Here is a 23,514-nt window from a genome sequence, read left to right as displayed (position 1 = left end):
CCATGGAACCCCGCCCGCGTACCCTCGAAGGCGAGATGAGCGCGCGCACTTACCAGATCCGCACCTTCGGCTGCCAGATGAACGTGCATGATTCCGAACGTCTTGCCGGGCAGCTCGAGGACGCAGGCTACGTCCCGGGTGACGGCGAGGCCACACCCGACCTGATCGTGTTCAACACCTGCGCGGTGCGGGAGAACGCGGACAACAAGCTGTACGGCACCCTCGGCCATCTGCGCCCGCAGAAGACCGCGAAGCCGGACATGCAGATCGCCGTCGGCGGCTGCCTCGCGCAGAAGGACCGCGGCGAGATCGTCAAACGCGCGCCCTGGGTCGACGTCGTGTTCGGCACGCACAACATCGGCGCGCTGCCGACGCTGCTGGAACGCGCGCGGCACAACGCCGAGGCCGAGGTGGAGATCCTCGAATCGCTTGAGACCTTCCCCTCGACGCTGCCGGCGAAGCGCGACTCGGCGTACGCGGGCTGGGTGTCGATTTCGGTCGGCTGCAACAACACCTGCACCTTCTGCATCGTCCCGGCGCTACGAGGCAAGGAGCGCGACCGCCGCCCCGGCGAGATCCTGGCCGAGGTCGAGGCGCTCGTCGCCGAAGGCGTGCTCGAAGTGACCCTGCTCGGCCAGAACGTGAACTCCTACGGCGTCGAATTCGGCGACCGGCTCGCGTTCGGGAAGCTGCTGCGGGCCTGCGGTTCGGTCGAGGGCCTGGAACGCGTCCGTTTCACCTCGCCGCATCCGGCGGCGTTCACCGAGGACGTCATCGACGCGATGGCCGAGACCCCGAACGTGTGCCACCAGCTGCACATGCCGCTGCAGTCCGGTTCGGACCGGGTGCTGCGCGAGATGAAACGGTCCTACCGTTCGGCGCGCTACCTCAAGATCCTCGACCGCGTGCGCGAGTCGATGCCCGACGCCGCGATCACCACCGACATCATCGTCGGCTTCCCCGGCGAGACCGAGGAAGACTTCCAGGCGACGCTCGACGTCGTCGCGCAGGCACGCTTCTCCAGCGCGTTCACCTTCCAGTACTCGATCCGGCCCGGCACGCCCGCCGCCGAGATGGACGGGCAGCTGCCGAAGGAGGTCGTGCAGGAGCGCTACGAACGGCTCGTCCAGCTGCAGAACGACATCTCCTGGGACGAGAACAAGAAGATCGTCGGACGGCGCGTCGAGCTGCTGGTCGCCTCCGGCGAAGGCCGCAAGGACACCGAGACCCAGCGCATGAGCGGCCGCGCCCGCGACGGCAGGCTCGTCCACTTCACGCCGACGGGGTCCCTGGTGGACCGCGCGGTGCGGCCGGGCGACATCGTCGAGACCGTGGTGACCTACGGCGCTCCGCACCACCTCGTCGCCGACGGTGACCTGCTGTCGCACCGGCGTACCAAGGCGGGCGACAACTCCGAGGCCGGGCTCCGGCCGAAGACCAACGGCGTGACGCTGGGCCTGCCGGGCTTCGGCGCCCCGGCCGTCACGCCGGAACCGGTGAGCGGGTGTGCACTGTGACCGAACCGAAGAACCATCCCGAAATCGACGAACTCGCCGCCGAGATCGACGAGGTCGGCCAGCGCGCGGCCAAGACGATCGAGCTGGGCAGGCGCGGGTTCTCCATCGCCGTGCTGGTGTTCGTGCTGCTGATCGCGCAGCTGCTGCCGTGGGTCGGCGAACACGCCGGCTGGGAGGTGCTGCTCGGCAGGGGCGGCGGGATCCCGCAGCTGTTCGCCGCGACCTCCACCGGGATCGGGGTGTTCGCCGGCGCCGTCGCGCTGGTGACCCGGCGCTGGTGGCTGGCCTGGGTCTGCGCCGCGGGCGGCTGGTTCGCCTCCGTCGACGGCATGCTCGCGATCTGGTCCCAGCAGTCCTCGCACGCGACCGGCGCGGCCGGTGGCGGACCGGGCTTCGGGATGCTCCTCGCCTGGTTCGCCACCGTCGCGCTGGCCATCTACTGGATGCGGGCCGCGTTCTCCCGCAGCTAGCTGACGCGCAGCGTGAGGTTGCTGGACGTGTACGCGCTCGCGTAAAGCGTCGTTTCGGGGTGGTACGCCCGCAACGTGACCACCGCGCTGAGGGAGAAGCTCAGCTTCAGGGAGAACGTCGAGTTCGGCCGGCAAGTCGTGTCGGCGATGTTCACCCAGACACTGCCCTGCAGCTGCTGCACGATGATCGCCTCGAGGCTGTCCGTCCCGTCGGACCGGGCCCCTTCATCGGCTCGCAGGCTCCCCTTGAGGGTCACCTTCTCGTTGACCTTGGCCTCCTTCTTGCTGAGCGAGGCGTCGAGCTTGACCTTCTTCTTCCCGGCTTCGGGGGAGGCCGGGACAGGTGCCGGGGTACCGGTCGCCGCCGCGGCCGGGGCGAGCCCGGCCACCAGAGCACAAACGATCGCCAGGGCGGCGAACGCCCGGCGTACTGGGGGAATCAGTGTCTGGTTCATGGTCGAAGTTGAGCACGGCGGGGCGCGGAGAGCGCCCGAATACGCACGAAGGTGCTAGCCGTCGCTCCACAATGGAGTGACACGCGAGTCTCGCCCGCCGAACGCTATGAAAGGTCCTTTCCTTGCAAATTTCGCAAGGAAAGGACCTTTCATAGCACTACAGAGCCGCGAAAACCTACCGGTCCGCGATGGCCGCTTCCGCCGCTTCGAGCCACTCACGCCACTGCGCGGCCTGCTCGTCCGCCTTCTTCGCGCGCCGCTCGTCACCGGCCGCACGGGCCTTCGCCGCCTGCGACTCGAACTGCTCGACCCGCTCGCGGAACTGCGCGGCCCTCGCCTGCGCCTCCGGGTCGGTCCGCCGCCACTTGCTGTCCTCGGCCGACTTGACCGCGTCCTGCACGGCCTTCAGCCGCCCGTCCAGCTCGCGGATGCGCTCGCGCGGGACCTTGCCGATCTCGTCCCACTGCTCCTGGATGCGGCGCAGGTGCTGCTTCGCCCCGTCGAGGTTCGCGGCCGGATCGATCTTCTCGGCCTCGACCAGCAGCTCTTCCTTCTGCTGCGCGTTGGCCGCGAACTCGGCGTCCCGCTCGGAGAACACCGAAGACCGGCGTGCGAAGAACTTGTCCTGCGCGGCGCGGAAACGCTGCCAGAGCGCCTCGTCGCTGTCCTTGGGCGCGCGACCGGCGGCCTTCCACTCGGTCATCAGGTCCTTGTAGCGGCCCGCGGTCTCGCCCCAGTCCGACGACTCCGAGAGCGACTCGGCCTCGGCGATCAGCTCTTCCTTGCGGTGCTTGGCACCCGCGCGCTGCTTGTCGAGCTCGGCGAAGTGCGAGCCGCGGCGCCGGTTGAACGCCTCACGAGCCTTGGAGAACCGCTTCCACAGCTCGTCGTCGGTCTTGCGGTCGACACCCTTGACGGTCTTCCACTCGTCCAGGATGGCGCGCAGCCGGTCGCCGGCGGCCTTCCACTGGGTCGACTCGGCGGCGAGCTTCTCGGCTTCGTCGGCGAGGGCCTGCTTGCGGACGACGGCGGCCGCGCGGGCCTCCTCACGCTCCTGCTTGGCCGAGGCCAGCGCCTTCTCGGCGTGGGCGATGACCTGCTCGATGCGGCCGCTCAGCGCGGCGATGTCGCCGACGACGGCGGCTTCGGCGAGGCCGTCGCGCAGTTGCGTGGCCGTCGCCAGCGCGTGCTTCGGGTCGCCCGCACCGGACTCCAGCCGCGTCTCCAGCAGCTCGACCTCGGTGCGCAGGTCGTCGAAGCGACGCGCGTAGTGGAGCAGACCCTCGTCCGGGCTCCCGGCCTGCCAGACACCGACCGCGCGTTCGCCGTCGGCCGTGGTGACGTAGACCGTTCCTTCTTCGTCGACCCTGCCCCAAGCGGACGGGCTCGGCTCGGCGGGCGGCACGGGGGGTGCGGCGTGCCCGCCACCGAGCGCGTGCGGCACGGGGTGCGGTGCCGGGGTACCGGTGGACGTGTTCTCCTGGGCCATCGCAGGCTCCTTATCGCCTGTACGCCCGCTGGCGCGGGCGCCCCGCCTAGCGGCGGGGCCGGGTAATGCGTTGCCGTCTTGCTTCGGGGGCATCAACCCCTTGCGGCATTCAAGCAGCTCAGCGTCCACCGTGGAACCAGATGAATCACCAGAGGGCAGTGATCCTACTTCCGGTGGACGCTCCGTGTCGGTCGGTTGCAGGACGTAGATGGCGGGGAAGGTAACGTCGGCGGCCGTGATCCACCGTGTCGCCGTGCTCCCGCAACCCCCGCTGCTCATCCCCGAACTGGCCGCCGGAGCGGCGGACGAGTGCGCCGAGCTGCGCGAAGCCTGCCTCGCGGCCGTGCGGCGCCTGACCAGCGCCTCCCCGGACTGGATCGTCGTCGGCGCGGCCCCGGGCGCCCCTGAGGTGCCGGAACACGCGAACGGCTCGTTCCGCGGATTCGGCGTCGACCTCGGCGTCTCACTCAGCCGGGTGACCGCGCCCGAAACCGAGCTGCCGCTGCCCGCGCTCATGGCCGGCTGGCTGCGCGAGCAGGGGGGCGCGTCCTCCGTCCGGGTCCACCTCGTCGACCCCGCCGCCCCCGCCGACCAGTGCGAACAGTTCGCCCGTGAGCTGGGGGAGCACGCCGCGGTGCTCGTCCTCGGTGACGGGTCGAGCCGGCACGGCCCGCGTTCGCCCGGTGGTGAGGACGAACGCGCGGAGGGCTTCGACACCGGGATCCGTGACGCGCTGGCCAAGGCCGACACCGGCGCCTTGGCCACCCTCGACCCGTCCCTCGCCGCCGAACTCGGGGCAGGCGGCCGCGCGCCTTGGCAGGTCCTCGCCGGGCTCGCGGCGGACGGGGCCTGGACCGCCGAGGTCCTCTACTCGGCCGCGCCGTTCGGCGTCGGCTACCACGTCGCCGTCTGGGAGCGGGCGTGATCCGGCCGGTCGCGGTCGTCGGGCCCACGGCGACCGGGAAGACCGCGCTGGCCGTCGAACTCGCCCTCACCCTCGGGGGTGAGGTGGTCAACGCCGACGCGCTGCAGCTGTACCGCGGGATGGACATCGGGACGGCCAAGGCGACCCTCGAAGAGCGGCGGGGGGTGCCGCATCACCTGCTGGACGTCCTCGACGTCACCGAGACGGCGTCCGTCGCCGCGTACCAGCGCGACGCCCGCGAGCGCGTCGAACAGCTCCTCGGCGCCGGTCGCGTGCCGATCCTCACCGGCGGGTCGGGGCTCTACGTCCAGGCCGTGCTCGACGACCTCAAGTTCCCGGGCACCGATCCCGCCGTGCGCGCCCGGCTGACCGCCGAAGCCGACGAGATCGGCGTCGCCGCGATGCACGCGAGGCTCACCGAACTGGACCCGATCGCCGCCACGGCCATCCTGCCGACCAACACGCGCCGGATCGTGCGCGCGCTGGAGGTCATCGAGATCACCGGCGAACCGTTCTCGGCGAACCTGCCGAAACCGGGGCCCGCCCGCTACGACACGGTCCTGATCGGCATCGACCGCGAACCGGCCGAACTCGACGCCCGCGTCGACCGCCGGGTGGAGATCATGTTCGAGGCCGGGCTGGTCGGCGAAGTCGAGACGTTGCTGGGGCAGGGACTCCGTGACGGGCTCACCGCGTCGAGGGCGCTGGGCTACCAGCAGGTGATCGCCGCGCTCGACGGCGACGGCGACTTCCGGGCCGCCGCCGAGGCGACCGCGCAGGCCACCCGCAGGTTCGTGCGCAGGCAACGGTCCTGGTTCCGGCGGGACAAACGGATCGAGTGGTTCGACGGCGGTTCGGACCGGCTGGCCGAGCGCGTCCTCGCGGTGGTGGACCAGTAATCTGGATGCCATGGGCGGCATCGAATTCCTTAAGGGACACGGCACACAGAACGATTTCGTGCTGCTTCCCGACCTTGACGGCCGCCTCGAGCTGACCGAGGCACGGGTGGCCGCGCTCTGCGACCGCCAGCGTGGTCTCGGCGCCGACGGTGTGCTGCGTGTCGTGCGGTCGGCCGCGATCGGCATGGAGTCCGAAGGCGAGTGGTTCATGGACTACCGCAACGCCGACGGGTCCATCGCGGAGATGTGCGGCAACGGCGTCCGGGTCTTCGTCCGCTACCTGGTCGATTCCGGTCTCGTGGCCGAGCGCGACTTCGTCATCGGCACCCGCGCGGGCGACCGGCCGGTCCAGATGCACGCGGACGGGTCGGTGACCGTGCGGATGGGGCCGGCGACGATCACCGGCACCTCGGTCACCGTCGTCGCCGGGAAGCCGTTCTCCGGTGTCGCGGTGAACGTCGGCAATCCGCACCTGGTGTCGGTCGTCGAGGACGACGTCGACGAGCTCGACCTGCGTGACCAGCCCGATTTCGACGCCGACGTGTTCCCGGAGGGCGTGAACCTCGAGTTCATCAACCTGCTGGGGGAGAACGCGCTGAAGATGCGCGTCCACGAACGCGGCGTCGGCGAGACGCGGTCCTGCGGCACCGGCACGGTCGCCGCGGTCGCCGCCGCCCTGCACCTCGCGGGCACCGACACCGGCGAAGCGACCGTCGACATCCCCGGCGGCCGTGTGGTGGTCGGGGTGAGCCGCGGCGCGTCGACGCTGACCGGCCCGGCGGAGATCGTCGCCCGCGGCGAACTCGACGAAACCTGGTGGGCCGGGCTCGGCGCCTAGCCGACGGCGATCGGTTCGCGAGGCAGGTCGCGAAGCTTCCGGATCGGCGAGAAGACCACCCACAGCAGCGCGGCCGTCTCGCCGATCGCGACGAACCACAGCGTCCCGCGGATCCCGATCGCCTCACCCAGCACGCCACCGATCAGCCCGCCCAGCGGCAGCATTCCCCAGACCACGAAGCGCACGCTGGCGTTCATCCGGCCGAGCAGCCGGTCCGGGCACACGGCCTGCCGGTACGAGACCTGCGCGACGTTGTAGACGATGATCCCGAATCCCGCGATCGTCAGCGCGGCCGGGAAGAGCACGATCCGCCAGCCCGGCGCGGCGAGCGGGAGCAGCAGCTGGAACGGCCAGGTCAGCAGCGGGACGAGCCAGATCGACCGCGCCTGCCCGATCCGGCGGGTGATGGTCCTGGCGAAGAACGCCCCGACGATTCCGCCCACGCCACCGGTCGCCAGGACGACGCCGATGACCGCCGGTGAAAGACCCAGTTCACGGTTCAGGAACAGGATCTCCACCGCGGTGAAGGCGCCGTTGAACAGGTTGGCGGTCGCGGTGCAGGCGACGATCGAGCGCAGGGCGGCGTCGGTGAACACGAACCGCAGTCCCTCGGCGATCTGCGGGAGCAAGCGGGCTTCATCGTGGCGTTCGGGCACCTCTTCGACGGTGCGGATCCGCAGCAGGCACAACGCGGAGGTCAGGAAGCCGACCCCGGTCATCAGCACGGCGTTGGCCGCGCCCGCCAGCTGCACCAGCGCGCCGCCGATGCCGGGTCCGCTCAGGAACGCCACCGACTGGCTGGCCTGGAGTTTCGCGTTGCCTTCGAGCAGATGCTCCCGGCCGACCAGGGACGGCAGATACGACTGGTAGGCGACGTCGAAGAACACCGTCGCGACCCCGACGAGCGTGGCGACCACGATCAGCTGCGTCAGCGACAGGACCCCCGCCCACCACGCCAGCGGAATGGTGAGCAGCAGCGCGGCGCGGACGAAGTCGGCCCGCAGCATCAGCACGCGTCGCCGCATCCGGTCCACCCAGACCCCGGCGGGCAGCCCGATGATCAGGAACGCGATGGCCTCGGCCGCGGTCAGCAGTCCCATCTCGAACGGCGTCGCGGCCAGCACCGTGGCCGCGAGCAGGGGAATCACGGTGTGGCCCGCGAAAGCGCCCACCTGACTGGCCGTGTCGCCCGCCCAGAGCCGCCGGAAGTCCGCGTGGAAGAAGAGGGAGTCTCTGCGCACGACGCCACCTTGGCGTGAGTGATTGGAAACTGTCAATCACTTTCGGCTCTAGGCTGTCGCGGTGCCCACTCCACGACGTGCCGCCACCGAGGCCGAGATCGCCGCGATGGCCTCCGGAATAAGGCTGCGCATCATCCGGTTGACCTTCTCCGAGGCGCTGACCAACAAGGAACTCGCCGGACGACTCGATCGCGACCCGGCGACGACGCTGCACCACGTGCGCAAACTCGTCGACACGGGGTTCCTCGAAGCGCTCCCGCCACGACGCGGCACGCGCGGTGCGAAAGAAATTCCGTATCGCTCGACCGGGTTGTCCTGGCATCTTGATTCCAGCGACAGGGGGATCGATCAGGCGATCTTCGAGGCTTATCTGGCCGAAATCGCCGATGTGGGATTCGACGAGGTTCAGCAGACGCGTCTGGTGGTCCAGCTACCGGATGAGCAGGTCGCCGAGTTCGAAACCCGGTTGATGGAGCTGGTCGACGACTTCATCGCCCGGCCGATCGACCCGGACGCGAAACGCACGGCCATCTACCTGTCGAAGTATCCCAGCAGGTAATGAATTCGGTCCCGCCGCCGAAACGTGGGACCATGGAGGCACGATGACGGAACTGACACACAACGATCTGAACGACATGGACCCTTCGACCGGCGAACTGGAGCTCGAGGACCGCGCCTCGCTCCGCCGGGTAGCGGGCCTGTCCACCGAACTCGCGGATGTCACCGAGGTCGAATACCGGCAGCTGCGCCTGGAGCGCGTCGTTCTGGTCGGTGTGTGGACCGAGGGCACTGCCCTCCAGTCCGAGGCCTCGCTCGCCGAACTCGCCCGGCTCGCCGAAACGGCGGGCTCCGAGGTACTGGAAGGCCTGGTGCAGCGGCGGATCCGCCCGGATCCCGCCACCTACATCGGCTCGGGCAAGGTCAAGGAACTGCGGGGGATCGTGACGGCCACCGGCGCCGACACGGTCATCTGCGACGGTGAGCTCTCGCCGGGCCAGCTGCGCCAGCTGGAGGAGAAGGTCAAGGTGAAGGTCATCGACCGCACCGCCCTGATCCTCGACATCTTCGCGCAGCACGCCCGCTCCAAGGAAGGCAAGGCGCAGGTCGAGCTGGCCCAGTTGCAGTACCTGATCCCGCGGCTCCGCGGGTGGGGTGCGGCGCTGTCCCGGCAGGCCGGTGGCCGGGCGGGCGGCGCCAACGGTGGTGTGGGTCTGCGTGGTCCCGGTGAGACGAAGCTCGAAACCGACCGCCGGCGGATCAACAAGCGCGTGTCGAAGCTGCGTCGCGAGATCGCCGCGATGGACACCATCCGCGAGACCAAACGCGGTCGCCGGGTGGCCAACGAGGTGCCGAGCGTCGCGATCGTCGGCTACACCAACGCCGGCAAGTCGAGCCTGCTCAACGCGCTGACCGGCGCCGGGGTGCTGGTCGAGGACGCGCTGTTCGCCACGCTGGATCCGACGACCCGGCGGGCGCAGACCCCCGACGGCCGCACCTACACGCTGACCGACACCGTCGGTTTCGTGCGGCACCTGCCGCACCAGCTGGTGGACGCGTTCCGGTCGACGCTGGAGGAGGCGGCGAGCGCCGACCTGCTCGTCCACGTCGTCGACGGTTCCGACCCGACGCCGGAGGAGCAGGTCAACGCGGTACGCGAAGTGCTCGCCGAGATCACGAAGCGCCGTTCCGAGCCGCTCCCGCCGGAGCTGCTGGTGATCAACAAGGCCGACGCCGCCGACGAGGTGTCGCTGGCCCGGTTGCGGCACCAGCTCGCCGGTTCGGTGCAGGTGTCGGCGCGGACCGGCACCGGGATCACGGAGCTGGCCGAGGTGATCGCGGAACGGCTGCCGCGGCCGGAGGTCGTGGTCGAGGTGCTGATCCCGTACTCGCGGGGCGAACTCGTCTCGCGCGCCCACGCCGACGGCGAGGTGCTGGAAGAGGAGCACGTCGAGACCGGTACGCGGCTGCTCGTCCGCGGCAGGCCCGAGCTGGCCGCGGCGCTGAGCGACTTCCAGACGGACGGCTCGGCTCTGTAAGCAAGTACGTGAAGGCCCCCTTCCTTGCGTTAGACGCAGTGAAGGGGGCCTTCACGTACTTGCCGAACTCAGGTGATCAGGCACGGGATTCGCGTGCTTGGAGCCGGAACTCGCGTGATCAGACGCCGAACACCTGAGTGCGGCCTCCAGTCACGCGAGTTCCGCCTTCAAACACGCGAGTTCGGTGTTCCATCACGCGAATCACGCCTCCGCCGGCACCGCTCACGAGTCGTTCGCGGTTGAAAGTGGCCTTCGCGACATTCCGCCTCATCTCGGCGTTCGCACCGAACTGCGCGCCGTCCCGGACGTCTCCGTAGTGTGGGGCTTCAGGGGTTCCACAGGTACGGAGGTGGATGTGCGGGGGCTTATCGCGGCGGCGTTCGTGCTGGCGGCGTTCATCGGCGGGTCGGCTCCCGCCGTGGCACAGGAAGCCCCGGCACCGCAGCCGATGTGCAAGAACAGCGACTCCCGGCTCAGCGAACTTTCCGGCCTCGTCTCCGACGGCGAGCACCTGTACGCGCTCAACGACGGCGGCACCAAGACGCAGGTCTTCGTCCTCGGCCGTGACTGCAAGGTCCAGAAGGTCATCTCGTCCTCGACGGATCCTTACGACCCCGAAGATCTCGCCCGCACCGCCGACGGCACCTTCTGGCTTTCCGACACCGGCGACAACCGCAAGCGGCGGGACACGGTCGCGCTGATCTCACTGACCCCGCGGGGTGAGGCGAAGATCCACCGCCTCACCTATCCCGACGGGCAACACGACGTCGAAGCGCTCATCATGGATCGCTCGGGCACGCCGTACCTGATCACCAAGGACGTCTTCGGCGACGCGAAGGTCTATCGTCCGACCGGACCGCTCGCCAGCCCCGGCCCGACCCCGCTGGAGAGCGTGGGTTCCCTCCAGATCAAGGAAACCTCGACGCCGGGCGGCCCGGTCGGCTCGATCGGGTCGATGACGGTGACCGGGGCGGCGTCGATGGCCGACGGCTCGGTGGTCGCGCTGCGGACCTACACCGACGCCTACCTCTACGCCGTCACCGACGGGGACCTGAAGAGCGCGCTGCAGCGCGAACCCGTGCGGGTGCCCCTGCCGAACGAGAAGCAGGGCGAGGCGATCGCCTTCGATCCCGACGGGACCTTGCTTTCCGGCGGGGAGGGCGTCGGGGAGCAGATCCGCGCGGTGAAGGGCGCGGCGGCACTCGCCGTTGAAGCGGCGAAATCCGAGGGCAGCACGTCGGGCGGGACGTCCGCGGCCGGTGGCACGGGCCAGGGGTCCGATTTCCCGTACGTCCAGGTCGGTATCGCCGCGATCGTCGTGATCGGCGGCCTGCTGCTGGTCGGCAAACTCCGCAAACGCCGCGCCTGACCGAAGCTTGCCGAGTCTGACCCGGGCCACGAACGACCCGGGATCCCGGCGCGCTCCGGTTCGTTAGCGCGCGGCGGAGATCACAGCCTGCGGAGAACGGCGACGACCTTGCCGAGGATCGTGGCGTCGTCACCCGGGATGGGCTCGTACGCCTCGTTGTGCGGCATCAGCCAGATGTGGCCGTCCTTGCGCTTGAAGGTCTTGACCGTCGCCTCGCCGTCGATCATCGCCGCCACGATCTCGCCGGGGTCGGCCGTCGGCTGCTGGCGCACGACGACCCAGTCGCCGTCGGTGATGGCGGCGTCGACCATCGAGTCACCGGTGACGCTGAGCAGGAAGAGCTCGCCTTCACCGACGATCTCCCGCGGCAGCGGGAAGACGTCTTCGATCGCCTGCTCCGCCAGCACCGGCCCACCGGCGGCGATCCGGCCGACGAGCGGGACGTACGCGGCCTTCGCGGCCGACTGCGGCTGCTCGACGTCTATGCCCATCGGGTTGTCGTCCGTCGTGGCGAGCACACCCACCGCACGCGGGCGGTTCGGGTCGCGTCGCAGATAACCCTTGCGCTGCAGGGCCTGCAACTGGTGCGACACCGACGAGGTGGAGGTCAGCCCGACCGCCTCGCCGATCTCACGCACACTCGGCGGGTAGCCGAAGCGGCTCACCCACAGTTTGATCACGTCGAGAACCTGCTGCTGACGCACGGTCAGGGTCTCGTCCACCTCGTAGACCTCGGGCAAGGCGCGCACCTTGCCCGAGCCCCTAGGCGCGTTCCCCGCCTTGCTCTCCTTAGCCACCGTCTCGCTCCTTCATCTCTGCGTCGCCTCCCAGTGCGTCCGGTTCCCCCGGACCGACTTCGCGTGTCTTCGCCGGTGGCGGACGATCTTCCCCGCCCACGGCACCGGCGGCGTCCGCGCAGCAGACGCCCTGGTCAACGACGTTAGCCCGCCGGGGCGGCGATTTCAAACATCTGTTCGATGGACACGCCGTGTCGCTCGATTTTTGTCGGTGGGAGGTGGTACACATTCGCACGGACGTTCGATAGAACGAGTGTTCGATCTTGATCGCCGGGTTCCGGCCCGGCGCCGAGTGCAGCAGGAGTTGCGAGGAGGTTCCGATGTCGATTCTGGCCGATCGAGGACTGGTGCGGCCCAGTTCCCCCGGGCCCGTTCCGGCAGGGGTCACCCGGCCCGTGCGGGTGGTGCGGGGCAGGCGTGCCGAGCCCCTGCGCCCGCCGACCAGGGCGCGAGTCGTGGCGGGGCGCCGTCCTGGCGTGGCCACTCCTGCCCCGGCGTGTCCGGAGCCCCGGCGGCTCCCGCTCCGGTGGCCGTCGCTCGCCGGGATGGCCTTGCTCGTCGCCGGGGTCGTCACCGGATTGGGTCTGTTCTTGGCCGGTGTCCCGGGCGCCGCGGTGCCCGAACGGACCACGACGGTGTCCGTTTCCGACGGGGAGACGCTCACGGATCTCGCGGCGCGATTCGCGCCAGGCAGTGACACCGGCGCGGTCGTCGACAAGATCAAGGAACTCAATTCCCTGCAAGACGTCGTTCTCGTGCCCGGACTGCCGCTCACGGTCCCGATCGCGGCCGGGGTCGCGGAGGGCGGGAGGTGAGCCTGGAAGCCGCTCTCACCCGCCGTGGGTGACCTCCCCTTTCGTGTCCGATCGACCCGGCCGTTGCGCTTGCGTGCGCCCGACCTGCGATCTAGTCTCCACCGCTATATGTAGTAGTTACATGGCTGTAGTTGGTCCATAGCTTGGGGTAGACTCGGTACCAGTTGTCCACAGCTGGCCGGTGTTCACCCACCGGATGTCCACAGATCGATCCACATGTCGATCTTTTCCGTCGTTGCGTGGCGACGGGGAGCGGGCGTCCACTCGGGACCGGCCGGCGCGGAGGGGAAGGTGATCGGCGGATGAGGTGCCCGTTCTGCCGGCATGCGGACTCTCGGGTCGTCGACTCCCGAGAGGTGGATGAGGGTCAGGCGATCCGGCGGAGGCGCTCGTGCGCCGCTTGCGGCCGGCGCTTCACCACTTCGGAGACGATGGTGCTCGCCGTCGTCAAACGGTCCGGGGTCACCGAGCAGTTCAGCCGGGACAAGGTGGTCCGGGGGGTGCGCCGTGCCTGTCAGGGCAGGCCGGTCGACGACGACGCGCTGCAGCAGCTCGCGCAGCGGGTCGAGGAGTCGATCCGGTCGGCGGGGCTGGCGGAGATCCCGAGTCACGAGGTCGGCCTGGCGATCCTGGGCCCCCTGCGCGAACTCGACGGCGTCGCCTATCTCCGGTTCGCCAGTGTCTACCGCTCCTTCTCCTCGGTCGAGGACTTCGAGAAGGAGATCTCGGACCTTCGTGAGGCCATGGCTGCCGCACCGGACGAGAGCGATCAAGACGCGAAAGACGGCTGATGCCGCCTCCCGCGTGGGAGTGAGGGAAGACCCATGACCGAGACCGTGGGAACCGGCGACCCGGCCACAGCGCGGACGACTGGGAAGAAGAAGCAGACCCGGGGGCTCGCCGTGCGGCGCGTCTTCACCACCGAGGGCGTCCACCCGTACGACCAGGTCACCTGGGAGAGCCGGGACGTCGTGATGACGAACTGGCGCGACGGCACGGTCAACTTCGAGCAGCGTGGCGTCGAGTTCCCCGACTTCTGGTCGGTCAACGCGACGAACATCGTCACCAGCAAGTACTTCCGCGGCGCCGTCGGCTCACCCCAGCGCGAGCAGAGCCTCAAGCAGCTGATCGACCGCGTCGTCCACTCCTACGTCAACGCGGGCCGTGAACACGGCTACTTCGCGAGCCCCGCCGACGCCGAGGTCTTCGAGCACGAGCTGACCTGGATGCTGCTGCACCAGGTGTTCAGCTTCAACTCGCCGGTGTGGTTCAACGTCGGCACGACGTCGAAGCAACAAGTCTCGGCGTGTTTCATCCTTTCGGTTGACGACACCATGGAGTCGATCCTCAACTGGTACCGCGAGGAAGGCCTGATCTTCAAGGGCGGCTCCGGTGCCGGCCTGAACCTCTCCCGCATCCGTTCTTCGCGTGAGCTGCTGTCCTCCGGCGGCACCGCGTCCGGCCCGGTCTCCTTCATGCGCGGCGCCGACGCCTCCGCGGGCACCATCAAGTCCGGTGGTGCCACCCGGCGCGCGGCGAAGATGGTCGTGCTCGACGTCGACCACCCGGACGTCGAGGAGTTCGTGCAGACCAAGGCCCGCGAAGAGGAGAAGATCAAGGTTCTCCGCGACGCCGGGTTCGACATGGACCTCTCCGGTTCGGACATCACCTCCGTCCAATACCAGAACGCGAACAACTCGGTGCGCGTCTCCGACGAGTTCATGCGGGCCGTCGAGAGCGAGGGCGACTTCGGCCTGCGGGCGCGGATGACCGGCGAGGTCCTCGACCGGGTCGACGCCAAGAAGCTGTTCCGCACCATCGCGCAGGCCGCCTGGGAGTGCGCGGATCCGGGACTGCAGTACGACGACACGATCAACGACTGGCACACCTGCCCCGAATCGGGCCGGATCACCGCGTCCAACCCGTGCTCGGAGTACATGCACCTGGACAACTCCAGCTGCAACCTCGCTTCGCTGAACCTGCTCAAGTTCGCCACCGAGGACGGCGGTTTCGACGCGCCGCTGTTCGCGAAGGCCGTCGAGCTGGTCATCACCGCGATGGACATCTCGATCTGCTTCGCCGACTTCCCGACCGAGGCGATCGGCGACACCACCCGCAAATTCCGTCAGCTGGGCATCGGGTACGCGAACCTCGGCGCGCTGCTGATGGCGCTCGGGCACGCCTACGACTCCGACGGCGGCCGCGCGCTCGCCGCCGCGATCACGTCACTGATGACCGGCGTCTCGTACCGGCGCTCGGCCGAACTCGCCGCCGCCGTCGGGCCGTACGAGGGATACGCCCGCAACGCCGAGGCGCACCAGCGGGTCATGCGCAAGCACGCCGCCGCCAACGACCTGGTGCGGACCTACCACGCGAACGACGCTTCGGTCCGCGCGCTCGCGACCCAGGAGTGGAAGCGCGGCATCGAACTGGGCGAGACGAGCGGCTGGCGCAACGCGCAGGCCTCGGTGCTCGCGCCTACCGGGACCATCGGCTTCATGATGGACTGCGACACGACCGGCATCGAGCCGGACTTCTCGCTGGTCAAGTTCAAGAAGCTGGTCGGCGGCGGCTCGATGCAGATCGTCAACCAGACCATCCCGCGCGCCCTGACCGCGCTCGGCTACCAGACCGAGCAGGTCGAAGCGATCGTCGAGTACATCGCCCAGCACGGCCACGTCGTCGACGCCCCCGGTCTTCGCCAGGAGCATTACGAGGTGTTCGACTGCGCGGTGGGGGAGCGGTCCATCGCACCGATGGGGCACGTCCGCATGATGGCCGCGGTGCAGCCGTTCCTGTCCGGCGCGATCTCCAAGACGGTCAACATGCCGGAGTCGGCGACCGTCGAAGAGGTCGAGGAGATCTACTTCCAGGGCTGGAAGTACGGCCTCAAGGCGCTCGCGATCTACCGTGACAACTGCAAGGTCGGCCAGCCGCTGTCCACCGGCAAGAAGGACAAGGCCGAGCCCGAAGCCGAGAAGGTCGTCGAGTACCGGCCGGTCCGCAAACGCCTGCCGAAGAAGCGCCCGAGCCAGACAGTGTCGTTCACCGTCGGCGGCGCCGAGGGCTACCTGCACGCCGGGTCCTACCCGGACGACGGGCTCGGCGAGATCTTCGTGAAGCTCGGCAAGCAGGGTTCGACCCTCTCCGGCGTCATGGACGCGTTCTCGATGTCGATCTCGGTCGGCCTGCAGCACGGGATCCCGCTGGAGTTCTACGTTTCGAAGTTCTCCAACCTGCGCTTCGAGCCCGCCGGCATGACCGACGACCCGGACATCCGGATCGCCACCAGCGTCATGGACTACCTGTTCCGCAGGCTGGCGCTGGACTACCTGCCGTACGAGAAGCGTTCGCAGCTCGGCATCTTCACCGCCGACGAGCGCTCGGCGCAGGTCGAGGCGACCTATGGCAGCACTCCCGCCGCGGAACCGGAGAACGTCGACATCGACGCGCTGCGGTCCACAGTGGACTCATCCGCCGCGGAACCCGCCAAGGTGGCGCATTCGACGGCGGAACTGGTGGAACTGAACCTCGGCACCGCCTCCGACGCGCCGCTCTGCATGACCTGCGGCACCAAGATGCGGCCCGCCGGTTCGTGCTATGCCTGTGAAGGGTGCGGAGCGACCTCCGGCTGCAGCTGATCTTCGGCGAATGTCAGGAAAGGGTCTTTCAAGACGAATAGTGTCTTGAAAGACCCTTTCCTGACATCGGAGGCGAGTACGTGGCGGAAAAGGACAGTCCGGTCGTCGATCCCTTCGGCACCCTCGGCCAGGCGTTGTGGATCTGCGGCGGTCAGTGGGCGGGAAAGTCCACCGTCTCCCGGCTGCTGGCGCACCGCCATGGCATCACCGTCTACCACTACGACTTCCACGACGCGCGCGCCCACCAGGATCGCCGCGTCGCCCATCGCGTCCACAACGGTTTGCCCGCCGCAGATCCCGACCCGGACACCGTGTGGGTCGACACCACGCCCGAGCGGATGGCGGCCGACACGATCGCCGGGTTCCCTGCGCGGTTCGAGTGGGCGCTGGACGATCTGCGCGCGCTGGTCTCCGGACGTCCGATCCTCGCCGAGGGCTGGGGATTGCGCCCGGAGCTCGTCGCGCCGCTCTTGGATTCGCCGCGACGGATGATCGTCATGGTGCCCACCGGCGACTTCCGCGAGCACCAGCTCCGCGTCCTGCCTCGCGCCGCCGCGGTCGTACAGCGGGTCAGCGATCCCGCGCGGGCGCAGCGCAACCGGATCGAGCGGGATCGGCTTGTCGCCGAGGACGCGGTCCGCGCCGCGAAAGGGCTCGGCATCCGGGTGCTGGAGATCGACGGCTCACAAGACGCCGACGCGGTCGCGGATGTCGTCGCCGCACACTTCGCTCCCTACCTGGCCTGAGCGAGATCGAGGACGAAGGTCGCCACCGCCAGCGCGAGGAAGCCCCCGGGGAAGGCGATGTTGTAGAGGACGCGGGCGCGCACATGGGTGATGACGGCGCCGACGTAGAACAGCACGAGCCCGGCGGCCGCCGCGGTCCCGATGAACGGCACGCCGAGAAGGCCGAGCAGCAGTCCGGCGGCGCCCGCCGCCTTCAGCGTGGCCAGCGGCGGGATCCAGGACGAGGGCACGTCGACTTCGCCGGAGTTCTTGAGCACGAACGGGACCCGCGCGAAGTCGGCGGCGGCGATCCCGGCGTTGAGCACGATCGTCACGATGGCCACGGTGAGGTAGGCGGAATTCATGCTTTCCGGACGAAGCCCGCGCCCGGAACGTGACAGCGGTCAGGAACGCCAGCGGTCGAGCACGGCGTCGATGGCGGGATGGATCCGGTCGCGCGCGGCCTGCCGCTCCACACCCGCCATGAGGAGATCGTCGTAATCGGTGTCCAGGTGCCGGATCGAGGCGACGACGGCGAGGAACACCGCTCGTTCGGCCAGTTCCTGCCCGGCGGCGGATCGGCCCACCCGGCCGCTGCCGCGCAGGCCGGCGTGTTCTGCGATGGCGCGCGCCCGCTCCGGCGGGCAGCCGGGGAACATCTCGGTGATCGCGGCGAAGAACCGGGCGGTGAACTCGACGTCTTCCCGCGCGCGCCGCTCGCGATCACGGCCGCGGCGTCGTTCCCGGACGTCTTCGTCGGCGAGGCATTGTTCCTCGGCACTGCGCAGCGCCGCGTCCTCGACGAGGATCCCTTGCCGCTCACTGCGCCTCCGCGACCGGTTGAACCGGACGACGACGGCGGAGAGCCGGCTCGCCTTCTTCGCCCGGCGGGTCAGCGCGGTGTCGCCCGAGGGCAGGAAGACCAGGTGCCCGAGGTCTGCGCAGTCGAGGCAGTACGGCTTTTCTTTTTCGAAGAACAAGAGGTCGCCGGTGCCGCCGCAGTCGGCGCAGACCCAGTCCTTCAGCGCCACCGAGACGACGAGATCCGGCGCCTTCTTCTGCCGGGCGACAACCTGTGCCCGTTTGGCCTCGGACAGCCCCGGCATGATCCACTGCGTCCGGAACAGAGGTTCGAGACCGGCCAGCTCGCCCGACGTGGCCTTCAGCGGAGTTCGGTCGCGGGTTGCCCCGACGTGCTCGATCTCCGTGCTTTCGAGGGCCTTTCCCTTCGCCCAGCGTTGAAGCGCGTTCAGGGCGAAGGTCAGCTTTTCCGGGGGCACCGACAGCGCCGCTGTCAGCACAGGGACCCGGCCGCGGTGCCAGGCGTCGACGACGTTGTCCGTCAGCCAGCCGATCCCGGTCAAGACGTCGAGCGCGGTCACCGATTTCCGCTTGGCCAGCAGCTTTTCCGCCGTCTCGACGACGCGCTGTTCCAGTTTCGCCTCACCTTGCATCACGGCGATCCTAGCGATCAGGCGGTTTCGGAGCGTGCGCGGTAGGCCCGGATCTTGGCGCGGTTGCCGCAGCGCTCCATCGAGCACCAGCGGCGGTTGCCCGACCGCGAGGTGTCGAAGAACAGCAGATGGCAGTCGTCCGCGGAACATTCGCGGACGCGGCCGGACCGTTCGCCCGCGACGAGGCCGATGGCGTCGCGGGCGACAGCGCCGAGGAGTTGCTTGCCGGTGACCGGCAGCGCCCAGGCGAGTTTCCGGGTCTTCGGGTCCACGAGCGGCCTCGGGGTCGCTTCGGTCGCGCTGTTCAGCAGGGCGAGGTCGTCGTCCGACGGCGCCTCGCCCCGGGCGAGGGCAGGCGCGACGCGGTAGAGCGTGTCCCGGAGTTCCTTGAGGGCGGTGAGTTCGGCGGGGCGGATCCGGACGTCGGTCAGGGGCGCGGTCAGCGCCAGCCGGGAGCCGGTGAACCACTCGGCGAGGGCGGACGGCGTATGCGCGATCTCGTAGCGCTCGTACGGGCCGGGGCCGCCGGTCAGCATCAGTTCGAGGCTGAGGCTGCCCGGATCGAACCGGTACCGCTCACCCTGGGCGTTGACGAGCAGTCTTGTTCCCGGAGTCATGTAACCACTATAGTCGGTTTCCGAAACCAGGTAAGACGGTTACGGCGGAGGCGTGATGATCGGGAAGACGAAGGACGCGGGCTGGGAAATCGGCGTGTCCAAGACGGTGGCCTATCCGCTGGAGCGGGTTTGGGACTATCTCTCGGGTCCGGGCTTGGCGACCTGGCTGGGTGACGTGCGTCTGGAGCCGCAGAAGGGCGCGCCCTACGAGACGGCCGAGGGCACGGTGGGCGAGGTCCGCGGTTGCCGCGAGCGCGAGAAGATCCGCCTCACCTGGCGGCCGAAGGACTGGGACCACGAGAGCACGGTCCAGGTGGGGCTCCGTACGGCCGGTCCGGGCAAGACGACCGTGGTCTTCCATCAGGAGCGGCTCACCGGACCGGAGGAGCGCGCCGCGCAGCGCGAGCACTGGCAGACCGTGATGAAGCTCGTCGTCGACGGCCTCGCCGGCTGATCAGGACAGCGCTCGCCGCGCCTGCTCGCTCAGCGCATCGGTGATCCGTTCGGCGCTCAGGCCGAGCTCGCCCGTCTGGCGGAGGAACACGTCCGGCGCGAGCGGTGCCAGCAGGATGTCGGCGAGCGCGTCCGGGTCCTTCGTCCCCGCCTCCTCGGCGAGGAGGCGGACATGGGTGCGCCACAGCCGGTACGCGCCGGTGGTGAACCGTGAATGCCCGACCTCGGTGCCGAGGACGAGATGCGCGTGCCGGGCGAGCAGGTCGATCATCGCCGCGTAGAACGCGGCCAGCCGTTCGGCGGGTGGCGCGCCGGGGCCCAGCGGGGGAGGGCCGGTGAGCAGCCGCTCCTGGAGTTCCCGCTCGTGTTCGTCCAGCAGGGCGACGGCGATCGCCGAGCGGTCCGGGTACCGGCGGTACAGCGTGGCGCGGCCGACTCCGGCGGCTTTGGCGATGTCCTCCATGGTGACGTCCGCCGCCGGGCGTGCGGCGAAGAGCTCTTCGGCGGCCTTCAGGATCTTCGCGCGGTTACGGGCGGCGTCCGAGCGTTCCCGTCCCGGACCGTTCGCGAGCAGATCTTCCGTCGGCATGTCCGAAGCCTAGGGAATATCCGGACGTGCCGTCCACTTGTACCCGGCGAAGCAAGTGGACGCCGTGTCCACTTCCTGGTCCGGGAGGCCCCGATGAGCCACCTTCTCCACCTCGACTCCAGCGCCCGCACCGCGTCGTTCTCCCGCGAGCTGAGCGCTCGCTTCGCCGAGACCTGGCGTGCCGCGCACCCCGGCGCGGGGTACACCTATCGCGACGTGGCGGCCGCCCCGGTGCCGCCGATCGGCCAGGCCTGGACCGAGATCTGCGACGCCCTCCTCACCGCGGGCATCACCGATCCGGCCGGTTACGCCTCGGTGGTGAAGACGCCGGAGCAGCGCGAAGCCTGGGCGGTCATCGAGCCGCTGCTGGCCGAACTGCTCGCCGCCGACGTCGTGCTGATCGGGGCGCCGATGTACAACTTCTCGATCCCCGCGACGCTCAAGCTGTGGATCGACCAGGTGACGTTCCCGAAGATGTCCTTGGCGGGCAAGGCTTTCGTGGTCGCGGGCGCGCGTGGCGGCAGCTACCTGCCGGGCACGCCCCGGGAGCCTGTCGACCATCACGAGCGCTACCTGCGTGACTTCTTCGCCGGGCACTACGACGTCCACGACGTCACGTTCCTGCATTCCGAATTCACGAACGCCCTCGTCGACCCGCGGCTGAGCCCGCGCGACCCGGATCGGATCGCGTCGCGGGAACAGGCGCTCCTCGCGGCCGAAAAGCTGGCCGCGAACGGGAGGGGAGCCTGATGGGCTGGGGAATCCTGCTGCTGGCCGGGGTCGTCGAGGTCGCCTGGTCGCAGAGCATCAAGCCGACGGAGAACTTCACCCGGTTCTGGCCGACCGTGCTGTGCTTCGTGCTCGGCGTCGCCGCGGTGTACCTGCTGTCGAAGGCGATGGACTCGATTCCGGTGGGGACCGCGTACGCCGTTTTCACCGGAATCGGGGCGGTGGGCGCGATCGTGTTCGGCATCGTGATCCACAAGGACCCGGTGAGCCTCGGCCGGTTCGCCGCGATGGCGCTGATCGTGGGAGGGGTGGTGCTCGCCAAGGTGACCGAGTAGCTCCGAGTGTCATGAAAGGGCCGTTCAGGACACAAGATGTCCTGAACGGCCCTTTCATGACACGTCAGGCGAGCTTCTCCCACAGGAATTCGAGCATCAGCGCCCATTTGAACGCCAGCTGCTCGTTGTCGGCCGCCGCGCCGTGGCCGCCCTCGATGTTCTCGTGGTAGCGGACGTCGTGTCCCTGCTCCAGCATCCGCGCGACCATCTTGCGCGCGTGCGCGGGATGCACCCGGTCGTCCCTGGTGGAGGTGACGAACAGGACCGGCGGATACCCGGCTCCGCTCCGGACGTTCTGATACGGCGAGTACTTCCCGATGAAGTCCCATTCCGCCGGGTCGTCGGGGTCGCCGTACTCGGCCATCCACGACGCGCCCGCGAGGAGCTTGTGATACCGCTTCATGTCCAGCAGCGGCACCTGGCTCACGATCGCGCCGAACAGGTGCGGGTAGCGCGTGAGCATGACGCCCATCAGCAGCCCGCCGTTGCTGCCGCCCTGGATGCCGAGGCGGGACGGCTCGCTGATGCCGCGTTCGACGAGGTCCGCGGCGACCGCCGAAAAGTCCTCGTAGACCTTGTACCGCTTGGCCTTGGTCACCGAGGTGTGCCAGGCGGGCCCGTACTCCCCGCCGCCCCGGATGTTCGCGACGACGTACGTGCCGCCACGGGAAAGCCAGCCGCGGCCGATCACACCGCTGTAGCTGGGGGTCAGCGAGACCTCGAAGCCGCCGTAACCGGTCAGCAGCGTCGGTCCGCCTTCGGCGCCGGAGGGGCGTACGACGAAGTACGGGATCTTCGTGCCGTCTTCGGACGTCGCGAAGTACTGCGAGACCGTCATGCCTTCGCCGTCGAAGAACGACGGAGCGCGCTTGACGACTTCGACGTCACCGCCGACGTGCCCGTACTTCAGTGTCGACGGCTGGGTGTAGCCGCTGGCGTCGAGCAGGTACTCGTCGCTGACGTCGGGGTCGGTGCCGGTGATCTGCGCCGTGCCCAGGTCCGGGGTGCCGGCGAGCGGCCGGGAAGTCCAGCCGTCCGACGGCGTGAGCACGCGCAGTTCGGTCCGGACGTCGGACAGCGTCGAAAGCAGCAGGTGGTTGTGCGTCCAGACCCAGTACTCCAGCGACGTGTGCGCGTCCGGGGTGAAGACAGTCGTGAAGGTGCGCTCACCCGCCATGAACGCGTCGAAGCCGGAGGCGAGCAAGGTGCCCGAGGAGTACGTCGTGTCTCCCACGGTCCAGTCCGAGCGAAGCCGGATCAGCAGCCACTCGCGGTGTGAGGACGTCTGCGCGTCTTCGGGGACCTCGATCCGCTCCAGGCCGCCGGGCGTCCGGAGGTACCGCTCGGTGCGGTAGAAGTCGATCGACCGGTAGACGAAGTCGCGCTCCCAGCCCTCGGTCGGGTCGTGGTGGGCGGACACCGAGACGTCGTCCGGTTTGCCCTCGAAGACCACGGTCGCCTCGTCGAGCGGGGTACCGCGCCGCCATTCCTTCGCCAGCCTCGGGTAGCCCGAACTGGTCAGCGTCCCGGTGCCGAAATCGGTGCCGATGTAGACGCGGTCGCGGTCGATCCAGCCGATCCGGGTCTTGGCTTCGGGCACGAAGAACCCGTCTTCGACGAAACGGCGCTCGTCGAGGTCGAACTCGCGGACCACGGTCGCGTCGGCGCCGCCTCGCGACAGTTCGACCAGCGCGCGGTGATAGCCCGGCCGGAGGACGGCCGCGCCCTGCCACACCCAGTTCTCGCCGTCGGCCTCGGCCAGCGCGTCGACGTCGAGCAGGAGTTCCCACTCCGGTGTGTCGAGCCGGTACTGCTCGAGGGTGGTGCGGCGCCACAGGCCTCGGGGATTGGCCGAGTCCTGCCAGAAGTTGTACAGATACTCGCCGCGGCGCCGGACGTAGGGGATCCGGTCGTCGGCGTCGAGGACCTCGCGGACCTCGTCGCGGATCCCGGCGAACCGGTCACCGGTGGACAGTTCCGCCAGCGCCTCGGCGTTGCGGGCTCGCACCCAATCCAGCGCTTCCTCGCCGGTCACGTCTTCCAACCACAGGTACGGGTCCTCGTCGCTCATGCCGACAGTCTCGCCGGGGCTTCCGTCCCGGCGCCACCAGGATCCCGTT

The 23,514-nt window shown here is 69.3% G+C and carries 24 protein-coding genes; 15 read left to right on the top strand and 9 right to left on the bottom strand.

Annotated features, from left to right (window positions below; translation table 11 throughout):
* The first annotated feature begins 2 nt into the window (after positions 1-2).
* Positions 3-1,517 carry a tRNA (N6-isopentenyl adenosine(37)-C2)-methylthiotransferase MiaB gene (miaB, locus tag IE302_RS11735; protein WP_191254765.1) on the top strand — a complete coding sequence of 505 codons (1,515 nt, stop codon included), beginning with the start codon at positions 3-5 and terminating at the stop codon, positions 1,515-1,517.
* A complete protein-coding gene (locus tag IE302_RS11730) occupies positions 1,514-1,987 on the top strand; it encodes an Rv2732c family membrane protein (protein ID WP_005164695.1) in 474 nt (157 codons plus the stop codon). Before miaB ends, IE302_RS11730 begins: the two co-directional genes overlap by 4 nt.
* Here IE302_RS11730 and IE302_RS11725 read toward each other — a convergent pair.
* A complete protein-coding gene (locus tag IE302_RS11725) occupies positions 1,984-2,442 on the bottom strand; it encodes a hypothetical protein (RefSeq protein WP_191254490.1) in 459 nt (152 codons plus the stop codon). The genes IE302_RS11730 and IE302_RS11725 overlap by 4 nt on opposite strands.
* Positions 2,443-2,617: 175 nt before the next feature.
* The gene (locus IE302_RS11720; protein ID WP_191254489.1) at positions 2,618-3,931 is read right to left on the bottom strand and encodes a DUF349 domain-containing protein; all 1,314 of its coding nucleotides are present in this window, start codon (positions 3,929-3,931) and stop codon (positions 2,618-2,620) included.
* Between the two features lie 235 nt (positions 3,932-4,166).
* On the opposite strand from IE302_RS11720, the gene IE302_RS11715 reads away from it, so the two are divergent.
* The 3 genes from IE302_RS11715 to dapF are packed head-to-tail and all read left to right on the top strand — an operon-like array spanning position 4,167 to position 6,593.
* Complete coding sequence (locus IE302_RS11715) at positions 4,167-4,856, top strand: class III extradiol dioxygenase subunit B-like domain-containing protein (protein ID WP_191254764.1); 690 nt, start codon at positions 4,167-4,169, stop codon at positions 4,854-4,856.
* Complete coding sequence (gene miaA, locus IE302_RS11710) at positions 4,853-5,755, top strand: tRNA (adenosine(37)-N6)-dimethylallyltransferase MiaA (protein WP_191254488.1); 903 nt, start codon at positions 4,853-4,855, stop codon at positions 5,753-5,755. The genes IE302_RS11715 and miaA overlap by 4 nt, the downstream gene beginning before the upstream one ends.
* 10 nt (positions 5,756-5,765) lie before the next feature.
* Positions 5,766-6,593, top strand: a complete 828-nt coding sequence (gene dapF / locus IE302_RS11705; RefSeq protein WP_191254487.1) for a diaminopimelate epimerase — start codon at positions 5,766-5,768, stop codon at positions 6,591-6,593.
* Here the strand turns inward: dapF and IE302_RS11700 are convergent.
* A complete protein-coding gene (locus IE302_RS11700; protein ID WP_191254486.1) occupies positions 6,590-7,834 on the bottom strand; it encodes an MFS transporter in 1,245 nt (414 codons plus the stop codon). The genes dapF and IE302_RS11700 overlap by 4 nt on opposite strands.
* A gap of 61 nt (positions 7,835-7,895) precedes the next feature.
* On the opposite strand from IE302_RS11700, the gene IE302_RS11695 reads away from it, so the two are divergent.
* From IE302_RS11695 to IE302_RS11685, 3 genes are all read left to right on the top strand, one after another.
* Positions 7,896-8,393 carry an ArsR/SmtB family transcription factor gene (locus tag IE302_RS11695; RefSeq protein ID WP_191254485.1) on the top strand — a complete coding sequence of 166 codons (498 nt, stop codon included), beginning with the start codon at positions 7,896-7,898 and terminating at the stop codon, positions 8,391-8,393.
* 43 nt (positions 8,394-8,436) lie between these two features.
* Entirely contained in the window at positions 8,437-9,870 is a 1,434-nt protein-coding gene (gene hflX / locus IE302_RS11690; RefSeq protein ID WP_191254484.1) for a GTPase HflX, read from the top strand.
* 355 nt (positions 9,871-10,225) lie between these two features.
* Positions 10,226-11,239 (top strand): SdiA-regulated/phytase-like domain-containing protein, encoded by a 1,014-nt coding sequence (locus IE302_RS11685; RefSeq protein WP_191254483.1) that lies wholly within the window; start codon positions 10,226-10,228, stop codon positions 11,237-11,239.
* An 80-nt stretch (positions 11,240-11,319) separates the two neighbouring features.
* On the opposite strand, the gene lexA is transcribed toward IE302_RS11685, so the two are convergent.
* A complete protein-coding gene (gene lexA, locus IE302_RS11680) occupies positions 11,320-12,036 on the bottom strand; it encodes a transcriptional repressor LexA (RefSeq protein ID WP_037343289.1) in 717 nt (238 codons plus the stop codon).
* Between the two features lie 320 nt (positions 12,037-12,356).
* Here lexA and IE302_RS42710 point away from each other — a divergent pair, with 320 nt between their 5' ends.
* From IE302_RS42710 to IE302_RS11660, 4 genes are all read left to right on the top strand, one after another.
* The gene (locus IE302_RS42710) at positions 12,357-12,851 is read left to right on the top strand and encodes a LysM peptidoglycan-binding domain-containing protein (protein WP_229907709.1); all 495 of its coding nucleotides are present in this window, start codon (positions 12,357-12,359) and stop codon (positions 12,849-12,851) included.
* Between the two features lie 302 nt (positions 12,852-13,153).
* Positions 13,154-13,642, top strand: coding sequence for a transcriptional regulator NrdR (gene nrdR, locus IE302_RS11670; RefSeq protein WP_037304189.1), 489 nt, complete (start codon positions 13,154-13,156; stop codon positions 13,640-13,642).
* Positions 13,643-13,675: 33 nt separating this feature from the next.
* Complete coding sequence (locus tag IE302_RS11665) at positions 13,676-16,492, top strand: vitamin B12-dependent ribonucleotide reductase (protein WP_191254482.1); 2,817 nt, start codon at positions 13,676-13,678, stop codon at positions 16,490-16,492.
* Positions 16,493-16,572: 80 nt separating this feature from the next.
* The gene (locus tag IE302_RS11660; protein WP_191254481.1) at positions 16,573-17,238 is read left to right on the top strand and encodes a hypothetical protein; all 666 of its coding nucleotides are present in this window, start codon (positions 16,573-16,575) and stop codon (positions 17,236-17,238) included.
* Here IE302_RS11660 and IE302_RS11655 read toward each other — a convergent pair.
* The 3 genes from IE302_RS11655 to IE302_RS11645 are packed head-to-tail and all read right to left on the bottom strand — an operon-like array spanning position 17,226 to position 19,288.
* A complete protein-coding gene (locus tag IE302_RS11655) occupies positions 17,226-17,582 on the bottom strand; it encodes a DoxX family protein (RefSeq protein WP_191254480.1) in 357 nt (118 codons plus the stop codon). The genes IE302_RS11660 and IE302_RS11655 overlap by 13 nt on opposite strands.
* 39 nt (positions 17,583-17,621) lie before the next feature.
* Positions 17,622-18,671, bottom strand: a complete 1,050-nt coding sequence (locus IE302_RS11650) for a DUF2293 domain-containing protein (protein ID WP_191254479.1) — start codon at positions 18,669-18,671, stop codon at positions 17,622-17,624.
* A 17-nt stretch (positions 18,672-18,688) separates the two neighbouring features.
* Complete coding sequence (locus IE302_RS11645) at positions 18,689-19,288, bottom strand: CGNR zinc finger domain-containing protein (RefSeq protein ID WP_191254478.1); 600 nt, start codon at positions 19,286-19,288, stop codon at positions 18,689-18,691.
* Positions 19,289-19,343: 55 nt separating this feature from the next.
* Here IE302_RS11645 and IE302_RS11640 point away from each other — a divergent pair, with 55 nt between their 5' ends.
* Positions 19,344-19,742: an SRPBCC family protein gene (locus IE302_RS11640; RefSeq protein ID WP_191254477.1), complete on the top strand. Its 399-nt coding sequence runs from the start codon at positions 19,344-19,346 to the stop codon at positions 19,740-19,742.
* On the opposite strand, the gene IE302_RS11635 is transcribed toward IE302_RS11640, so the two are convergent.
* A complete protein-coding gene (locus IE302_RS11635) occupies positions 19,743-20,330 on the bottom strand; it encodes a TetR/AcrR family transcriptional regulator (RefSeq protein ID WP_191254476.1) in 588 nt (195 codons plus the stop codon). It lies immediately after the preceding gene.
* Positions 20,331-20,423: 93 nt separating this feature from the next.
* Here IE302_RS11635 and IE302_RS11630 point away from each other — a divergent pair, with 93 nt between their 5' ends.
* Positions 20,424-21,080: an FMN-dependent NADH-azoreductase gene (locus IE302_RS11630; protein ID WP_191254475.1), complete on the top strand. Its 657-nt coding sequence runs from the start codon at positions 20,424-20,426 to the stop codon at positions 21,078-21,080.
* Positions 21,080-21,394: a DMT family transporter gene (locus tag IE302_RS11625; protein WP_191254474.1), complete on the top strand. Its 315-nt coding sequence runs from the start codon at positions 21,080-21,082 to the stop codon at positions 21,392-21,394. Before IE302_RS11630 ends, IE302_RS11625 begins: the two co-directional genes overlap by 1 nt.
* 64 nt (positions 21,395-21,458) lie before the next feature.
* Here the strand turns inward: IE302_RS11625 and IE302_RS11620 are convergent, their stop codons facing one another.
* A complete protein-coding gene (locus IE302_RS11620; RefSeq protein WP_191254473.1) occupies positions 21,459-23,465 on the bottom strand; it encodes a prolyl oligopeptidase family serine peptidase in 2,007 nt (668 codons plus the stop codon).
* Positions 23,466-23,514 lie beyond the last annotated feature (49 nt).

Origin of the sequence: Amycolatopsis oliviviridis (genome assembly GCF_014654365.1) — a bacterium.
GTDB lineage: Bacteria > Actinomycetota > Actinomycetes > Mycobacteriales > Pseudonocardiaceae > Amycolatopsis > Amycolatopsis oliviviridis.
This window is presented reverse-complemented; position numbering and strand designations above follow the sequence as displayed.

What these genes read in the sequence shown, in the direction of transcription:
- miaB (WP_191254765.1), top strand. Translation starts at nt 3, where the DNA reads ATGGAACCCCGCCCGCGTACCCTCGAAGGCGAGATGAGCGCGCGCACT.
- IE302_RS11725 (WP_191254490.1), bottom strand. Translation starts at nt 2,442, where the DNA reads ATGAACCAGACACTGATTCCCCCAGTACGCCGGGCGTTCGCCGCCCTG.
- IE302_RS11720 (WP_191254489.1), bottom strand. Translation starts at nt 3,931, where the DNA reads ATGGCCCAGGAGAACACGTCCACCGGTACCCCGGCACCGCACCCCGTG.
- dapF (WP_191254487.1), top strand. Translation starts at nt 5,766, where the DNA reads ATGGGCGGCATCGAATTCCTTAAGGGACACGGCACACAGAACGATTTC.
- hflX (WP_191254484.1), top strand. Translation starts at nt 8,437, where the DNA reads ATGACGGAACTGACACACAACGATCTGAACGACATGGACCCTTCGACC.
- IE302_RS42710 (WP_229907709.1), top strand. Translation starts at nt 12,357, where the DNA reads ATGTCGATTCTGGCCGATCGAGGACTGGTGCGGCCCAGTTCCCCCGGG.
- nrdR (WP_037304189.1), top strand. Translation starts at nt 13,154, where the DNA reads ATGAGGTGCCCGTTCTGCCGGCATGCGGACTCTCGGGTCGTCGACTCC.
- IE302_RS11665 (WP_191254482.1), top strand. Translation starts at nt 13,676, where the DNA reads ATGACCGAGACCGTGGGAACCGGCGACCCGGCCACAGCGCGGACGACT.
- IE302_RS11655 (WP_191254480.1), bottom strand. Translation starts at nt 17,582, where the DNA reads ATGAATTCCGCCTACCTCACCGTGGCCATCGTGACGATCGTGCTCAAC.
- IE302_RS11650 (WP_191254479.1), bottom strand. Translation starts at nt 18,671, where the DNA reads ATGCAAGGTGAGGCGAAACTGGAACAGCGCGTCGTCGAGACGGCGGAA.
- IE302_RS11645 (WP_191254478.1), bottom strand. Translation starts at nt 19,288, where the DNA reads ATGACTCCGGGAACAAGACTGCTCGTCAACGCCCAGGGTGAGCGGTAC.
- IE302_RS11640 (WP_191254477.1), top strand. Translation starts at nt 19,344, where the DNA reads ATGATCGGGAAGACGAAGGACGCGGGCTGGGAAATCGGCGTGTCCAAG.
- IE302_RS11635 (WP_191254476.1), bottom strand. Translation starts at nt 20,330, where the DNA reads ATGCCGACGGAAGATCTGCTCGCGAACGGTCCGGGACGGGAACGCTCG.
- IE302_RS11630 (WP_191254475.1), top strand. Translation starts at nt 20,424, where the DNA reads ATGAGCCACCTTCTCCACCTCGACTCCAGCGCCCGCACCGCGTCGTTC.
- IE302_RS11625 (WP_191254474.1), top strand. Translation starts at nt 21,080, where the DNA reads ATGGGCTGGGGAATCCTGCTGCTGGCCGGGGTCGTCGAGGTCGCCTGG.
- IE302_RS11620 (WP_191254473.1), bottom strand. Translation starts at nt 23,465, where the DNA reads ATGAGCGACGAGGACCCGTACCTGTGGTTGGAAGACGTGACCGGCGAG.